This is a genomic window from Bradyrhizobium sp. (assembly GCF_027451485.1).
GTDB lineage: Bacteria > Pseudomonadota > Alphaproteobacteria > Rhizobiales > Xanthobacteraceae > Bradyrhizobium.
This window is the reverse complement of the sequence record NZ_DAIDJE010000181.1, coordinates 1-6,749: the sequence shown is the minus strand read 5'-3', so window position 1 is coordinate 6,749 and position 6,749 is coordinate 1. Positions and strand designations below refer to the sequence as shown.

At 63.6% G+C, this 6,749-nt stretch carries 7 protein-coding genes and 1 pseudogene; all 8 read left to right on the top strand.

Going from position 1 to position 6,749, the window contains the following annotated elements:
- A partial coding sequence (locus tag NEZ08_RS22055) for an ABC transporter ATP-binding protein (RefSeq protein WP_298111785.1) occupies window positions 1-403 on the top strand: 403 nt, incomplete at its 5' end.
- A 49-nt stretch (window positions 404-452) separates the two neighbouring features.
- A complete protein-coding gene (locus NEZ08_RS22050; protein ID WP_298111783.1) occupies window positions 453-1,721 on the top strand; it encodes an ABC transporter substrate-binding protein in 1,269 nt (422 codons plus the stop codon).
- A gap of 17 nt (window positions 1,722-1,738) precedes the next feature.
- A complete protein-coding gene (locus tag NEZ08_RS22045; RefSeq protein WP_298111780.1) occupies window positions 1,739-2,548 on the top strand; it encodes an SDR family oxidoreductase in 810 nt (269 codons plus the stop codon).
- A gap of 1 nt (window position 2,549) precedes the next feature.
- The gene (locus tag NEZ08_RS22040) at window positions 2,550-3,473 is read left to right on the top strand and encodes an NAD(P)-dependent oxidoreductase (RefSeq protein WP_298111778.1); all 924 of its coding nucleotides are present in this window, start codon (window positions 2,550-2,552) and stop codon (window positions 3,471-3,473) included.
- 15 nt (window positions 3,474-3,488) lie between these two features.
- Window positions 3,489-4,223: a cyclase family protein gene (locus NEZ08_RS22035; protein ID WP_298111775.1), complete on the top strand. Its 735-nt coding sequence runs from the start codon at window positions 3,489-3,491 to the stop codon at window positions 4,221-4,223.
- 25 nt (window positions 4,224-4,248) lie between these two features.
- Complete coding sequence (locus NEZ08_RS22030) at window positions 4,249-5,232, top strand: quinone oxidoreductase (protein WP_298111788.1); 984 nt, start codon at window positions 4,249-4,251, stop codon at window positions 5,230-5,232.
- Between the two features lie 472 nt (window positions 5,233-5,704).
- Window positions 5,705-5,920 carry a hypothetical protein gene (locus NEZ08_RS22020; protein ID WP_298111791.1) on the top strand — a complete coding sequence of 72 codons (216 nt, stop codon included), beginning with the start codon at window positions 5,705-5,707 and terminating at the stop codon, window positions 5,918-5,920.
- Window positions 5,921-6,199: 279 nt separating this feature from the next.
- Window positions 6,200-6,749: pseudogene (locus NEZ08_RS22015) on the top strand (ATP-dependent DNA ligase); the annotation flags it as partial.

Below are 6,749 nucleotides of genomic sequence, written 5' to 3'. Positions count from 1 at the left end.
GACGAAAAAAGGCCGCGCACGCTGGCATCAGCTTCTGCCTGCCATTTTAGAACTCTTCCCGGTCCTTGCCGAGCGCCGCGACCAGCTCGCCGGCACGCTGTCGGGCGGCGAGCAGCAGATGGTAGCGATCGGCCGTGGGCTGGCCTCGTCGCCGGACCTGTTGATGCTGGACGAACCCTCGATGGGGCTTGCCCCCGCCGTCGTCGATTCCATCTTCGACCGGGTCGAGCTCATCCACCGCGAACAGGGTCTGGCCATCCTCCTTGTCGAACAGCGCGTTGCCGAGGCGCTCGAACTTTGCGACCGCGGCTATGTGCTGGAGACCGGCAATATGGTGCTCGAAGGACCTCATGACACACTGGTCTCCAACGAACGAATACGGCGCGCCTATCTCGGCATGTGATTCATCAAACCATCGAGGCCTTCAAGGTCAGGCAAAAAGGGAGAAAGGCATGGCAAGAACATTCAGCGGCGGACCGCTCGCAAAGCCGCTCATCGGATTGACAGCTGCAATCCTCACGTCCGCCGGCATTGCCGGCTGGCCGACTGGCACGGCCCGGGCACAGACGCAAAAACCGGTTGAGATCGCGTTGATCATGCCGCTGTCGGGTCCCTGGGCAAGACAAGGGCAGCTGGAAAAGCTCGGTGCCGAGATGGCCATCGACGAGATCAACAAGAATGGCGGCATCAAATCGATGGGCGGTGCCAAGCTGGAGCTCATCTCTATCGACGCCGGCGACAGCGCCGAGAAGGCGAAGAACGCGGCGCAGCGCCTGGTCGCCGAGCATCCCAACGTGGTCGGCGGCCTCGGTGCCTGGCTCTCGACGTTCACGCTTGCGATCACCGAGGTCACCGAGCGCGCACAAATCCCGTGGCTGACCTTGTCCTACGCCGACTCTCTCACCAACCGCGGCTTCAAATACATCTTCCAGACGTCGCCGACGGCGGACACGCAAGCGACCGAGGCATTGCCGACGCTCATCGATCTCGCCAAGTCGGCCACCGGGAAGGCGCCGAAGACGATCGGGCTCATCGGCGACAACACCGCCTCGCCGGTCAGTTTTCTCAAGCCGCTCCGGGCCCCCGGCGGTCTCGACAAATACGGCATGAAAGCGGTGGTCGATGAGACCTACACGCCGCCTCTGTCGGACGCGACGACGCTGATGCAAAGGGTGCGCGCGACGCGCCCGGACATGCTGCTTTATATCACCACGACAATCTCGGACCTGAAGCTCGGCCTCGACAAGATGAATGAATTTCACATCGGCAAGGGCGCTGTTCCGGTGATCGGCAGCGGCGGCGCCAACGGCGCGCCGGAGGTGCTCAAGAACGTCTCGCCCGATCTTCTGGAGGGTTACATCTTCATCGTGGCGAATTGGGGCTTGAAAGGTCAGGAGCAAATCATCGATGCATTCAAGAAGCGCACGGGCGAACCGTGGATGACCCAGGACGCGCTCGACGGCTATGGCCATGTCTGGATCTTCAAGGACGCGCTGGAGAAGGTCGGCGTGGCCGACAAGGTCAAGGTGGCCGAGGCGATGCACACCATGGAATTCGACTCAGGCCCCACCGCGATGACATTTCCTGGCAAGGTCAAGTTCGACCCCGCAGGCCATCGGGTCGGCGCGCCGCTTGTCATCGTGCAATGGCAGAACGGCGTTCCCGTCACGATCTACCCGATCGATCGCGCGACCGCAAAGGCGAAATGGCCAAAGAGCTGAGCTGACGGACGAACAAGATGGGTCGACTGAGCGAAAAGGTCGCGATCGTTGCCGGCGCCGGTTCGATCGCCGAAGGCTGGAGTAACGGCAAGGCAACCGCCGTGCTGTTTGCCCGCGAGGGCGCCAGGGTTTTCGCGGTCGACCGCAACATCAGCGCCGCCAACGAGACTCGCGACATCATCCGCTCGGAAGGCGGCGAGTGCACGGCGCACCAGTGCGACGTGTCCGTTGCCACCGAGGTCGAAGCCATGGTCGACGCCTGCCTCACCGTCTATGGGCGTATCGATGTGCTCTTCAACAATGTCGGGATGCAGGTGGTCGGCGGCCCGCTCGATGTCAAAGAAGAGGACTGGGACAAGCTCATGACTGTTAATGTCAAGAGCATGTACCTGACCTGCCGCGCCGTCATTCCGCACATGCTGCGCCTAGGGGGCGGCTCCATCATCAACAACGCCTCGACCGCCGGCATCCGCTTCACCTATGCCAACGTCGCCTACTCCGCCTCGAAAGGCGCGGTGAAGCAGCTGTCGCAGAACATCGGCGTCCAGTATGCCGCGCGGGGCATCCGCTGCAATTGCGTCATGCCGGGCTATATCGCCACCCCGCGCATCACCGATCGGCTGAAGCGCAGCAATCCTGCCGATTACGAACGCAAGATCGACGCGCGGCGCAAGGCGGTGCCGTCCGGCCAGCTCGGCTCAGCCTGGGACGTCGCCTATGGCGTGCTTTATCTGGCTTCCGACGAGTCCAAATTCGTCAATGCGACCGAATTGGTCATCGATGGCGGCCAGACCGCCTCCACCACCGGCAAGGTTTGGGAGGATTGAGATGGCGCGGCTCGCCTTCATCGGCTGCGGCGCCATGGGTGCACCGATCGCCGAACGGCTGATCGATGCCGGCCATGCGCTTCACATCCATGATCCCAATCCAGCTGCAATCGCGCCGCTCGTCGCCCGCGGGGCGGTTGCCGAGCCCTCGCCTCGGGCGGCCGCGGAACGGAGCGACATCGCCTTCGCCTGCCTGCCCTCGCCCGAGGTCAGTCGCAAGGTTGCACTCGGTGGTGACGGCATCATCGGCTGCAACAGGCTTACGGCCTATATCGAGATGTCGACGATCGGTTCAAAGGCAGTCAAAGCCATCGCACAGGGGCTGGCCACAACCGGCATCACGGTGCTCGATTCGCCGGTCAGCGGCGGCCCTCGGGGAGCGCGGGCCGGCACCTTGTCCACCATGGTTGCGGGCGCCCGCGCGACATTCGAGGCCGTGAAGCCGCTGCTCGACACGGTCGCGCGCAACGTCTTCTATATAGGCGAGGAACCGGGCCTCGGTCAGTTGACCAAGCTCGCCAACAACATGATTTCGGCGGCCGGGATGGCCGCCGCGTTCGAGGCCTCCGCCATGGCCGTGAAAGCCGGTGTCGACGCACGTACGCTGATCGAAACGGTCAATGCGAGCACGGGCCGCAACAGTGCGACCATGGACAAATTCCCTGCGGCAGTACTGACGCGCAGCTTCGATTACGGCGGCAAGCTTTCGACCATGTACAAGGACGTCCTGCTTTGCCTCGAGGAGGCACGCGACCTCAACGTGCCGATGTGGGTCGGCTCCAACGTGGTCCAGCTCTGGTTTCATGCCATGACACAGGGCCGCGGCAACGACGACTATACGTCGCTCATCAAGATGATCGAGGATTGGGCCGGGGTCGTCGTTGGCGGCAATGAATCCGGTCCTGTCGACCGCAAAGCGAAATAGAGAGGGCCTGCAGCCATGTGCGAAACCGATACCCCCAAGACACCCGGCTGGAAGGGCTGGCTCGAACTGCCATCCCCGAAAATCTCCGGAGCAAGTGGCCCCTGGATCGACTTGTCACACCGGCTCACCGAGGGTCTGTCACGCATCCCCTCGTTTCCGCAGCCGCATATTCGACAGATCAGCAAGATTCCGCAAGCCCGCGCCAATGTCACCGAACTGCACATGGTCGTGCACCACGGTACGCATATCGACGCGCCGCGCCATTTTATTGCCGATGGGCCGACCATGGACGAAGTTCCGCTCGAGCGGCTCTATGGGCCGGGTGTCGTCTGGCATTTCGACGTCGCCGACGGCGGCATCATCGATGTCGCCGATCTCGAACGTGCCACCCCCAGGATGCGTCCGGGCGACATGGTGCTGATCGATACCTCGCGGTCGCGTCACATCAACACCGATCGTTATATGCAGCACGCCTGTCTGACCGGCGAAGCGGCGGGGTGGCTGGTCGAGCAAGGCGCAAAGCTCGTCGGCATCGACTGCCCGACACCCGATCTCGCCTCGTCGTTGCGGCCCTCTGATTTCGCTTTTCCGGTGCACTACAACCTGCTCAGCCGCGGCGTCCTGATCGCCGAGCACCTGACCAATCTCGCAGGCCTCACCGGCAAGCGCGCCGAGTTCATGTTCCTCGGATTGAACATCGCCGGCTCCGACGGCGCGCCGGTGCGTCCCGTCGCCCGGATCGTCGATTGAACAACGAAATGCCGGGTTGTCGGATATGACGAACGTCTATGCGGTGCGCGTCCACCAGCTCGGCGGCCCCGAGCGGTTGCGTTACGAACAGGTCGAGGTCGGCGAGCCCCGCCGCGGTGAGGCGCGAATTCGCCATACGGCAATCGGACTCAACTTCACCGACATCCACTTCCGCACCGGCCGCTATCCGCTGCCCTCGCTGCCGCACGTCATCGGCATGGAGGCGGCGGGCGTGATCGAGTCGGTCGGAGATGGCGTCACCGCGTTCCAGCCCGGAGATCGCGTGGCTTATGCCGCTGCGACACCGGGGGCCTATGCGCAGGCGACCGTGATGCCGGTAACGCGGCTGATCAAGCTGCCGGACTTCATCGACGATGAAGCCGCAGCGTCAACCATCCTGAAGGGACTGACCGCGCAATATCTCATCCGCAGCGCCTATACGATCAGGCGAGGCGAGACGATCCTGGTCCAGGCGGCCGCTGGAGGCGTCGGTCTCATCATCTGCCAATGGGCGCGCCATCTCGGCGTACGGGTGATTGGCACCGTGAGCACGCCGGAAAAGGCCGCGCTGGCCAGCGCGAACGGCTGTGACGAGCCAATCCTCTACACACGCGAAGATGTGGCGGAACGTGTGCGCGGGCTTACGGCGGGCGCCGGTCTGCCGGTAGTCTATGATGGCGTCGGCGGCAGCACCTATGAGACGTCGTTGCAATGCCTGAAGCGGCGCGGCCTCGCCGTGTTCTACGGGTCGGCTGGCGGAGTGATCCCGCCATTTGATCTGTGGCGGCTCAACCGCATGGGGTCGCTCTACGTCACTTACGCCGGGCTCGCCGATTATCTGCACGAACCCGCGGAAATGAACGAGCGCGCGGCCGATCTTTTTCTGATGATGAGAAGCGGCATCGTCAAGGTGCCGATCCACAAGCGCTACCGGCTCGCCGACGCCGCGCAGGCACATGCCGATCTGGAAGGACGGCGCACCACCGGCGCCTCGGTCCTTATTCCGTGAAAACGCCAGCGAACCGCAGACGGAGGCTCTTCATCGATACCTTGTTCAGTCGCGCGACGGCTTCGACCCGGATCAAGGACAAGCGCTCGTTCGCGCGCACCCTGGCGGTGGTTCGCGGCATCGTTGCGGAGCGGCATGACCGGCCCTCGCTCGTTTCGAGGATCGCCTGCGAGATCGGGGCGGAGATCATCGAGGGGCTTAGGCAGCCGGGCGACGATCTCAATTCGGTAGAGTTGTCCGGTCGTTATCAAACGAGCCGCACGACCATCGGCGAAGCGCTGATGCTGCTGGAGAAGGTAAGGGCTCGTCGACATTCCGCCGCGGCGCAGGCCCTGCGGGGCGTCCCTGGCGATCGACGATATACGCGACATCTATCGCGTCCGTGCCGCCCTGTTCGAATTGATGGCAACCGACGTCGCCAGCTCGGTCGCGCCCTCTGGTCTGGCTGGCGCTGCGCGCGGCACTCACCGAGATGGAGCGCATCTGCCGCGCCCGCGACCTCAACGGCTACGTCTGGGCGAATGTCGCGTTTTACGCCCGCAACACCCAGCCTCGCCAACGACCGCGCGGTGAAGCGGATTCTCGATTCGCTTCTGCTGCGCTCACTGCGACTGCGCCGCCTCAGCCCTCGCAACCAGGACGCATGCAGAAGTCGCTCGACGACCATGTCGGCCTGATGAAGGCCTAGAGGATGGTGACGCCAATCTCGCCGCGGCGCTCATCCGATCGAACCACATCGATGCTCTCGCGGCCTTGGAGACTTGCGTCCCGACCGATGCGGCGGCCGAATGAGCCGCGGACAAGAGAGACGGCGTGATGAAGCCTGCAAGGGTCGTTTGGGATCATTCCTGCACCGGAACAGGGAAGCGGGATGGATGGTTAGGTCCCAATCCTGATCTGAAGAGCACCCTTGATGGCCGCCCGCCGACGATCGCCCGCTCGCGAGCCGCTCTGGAAACGGGGCGTGATGGAAGCTCGTTCCGTGGACCGGATACCGGCCGGGAATATCTGGGAATACGAGCCCAAATGGGACGGCTTTCGCTGCCTGTTGGCCCGCGAGGGTGCCGACCTTCATATGATCTCGAAATCCGGGCAGGATCTCGGCCGCTATTTTCCCGAAATCGCGCAACGGGCCCTTGCTCTTGCCGCCAAACGCTTCGTGCTCGATGGCGAACTGGTCGTGCCCGAGGGCAGGCAGTTTTCCTTCGACCGGCTCTTACAGCGCATTCATCCTGCCGCAAGCCGCGTGCAAAAGCTCGCGCGCGAGACGCCGGCGCTCTTCCTGGTCTTCGATATGCTCGAACAAGACGAGCACAGGCTTGCGGAGCAGGACCTGCCCGTCCGCCGTGCGGCGCTGGAAGCGTTCGCGAAGAAACATTTTCACTCGACATCCTTCCGCCTGTCACCCGCGAGCACCAGCCTTGTGCAGGCCGAGCGATGGCTGCAAGCGGCCGGGGGCGGCAGCGACGGCATCGTCGCCAAACGGCGCGATCTGCCATATCAGTTCGGTAATCGCG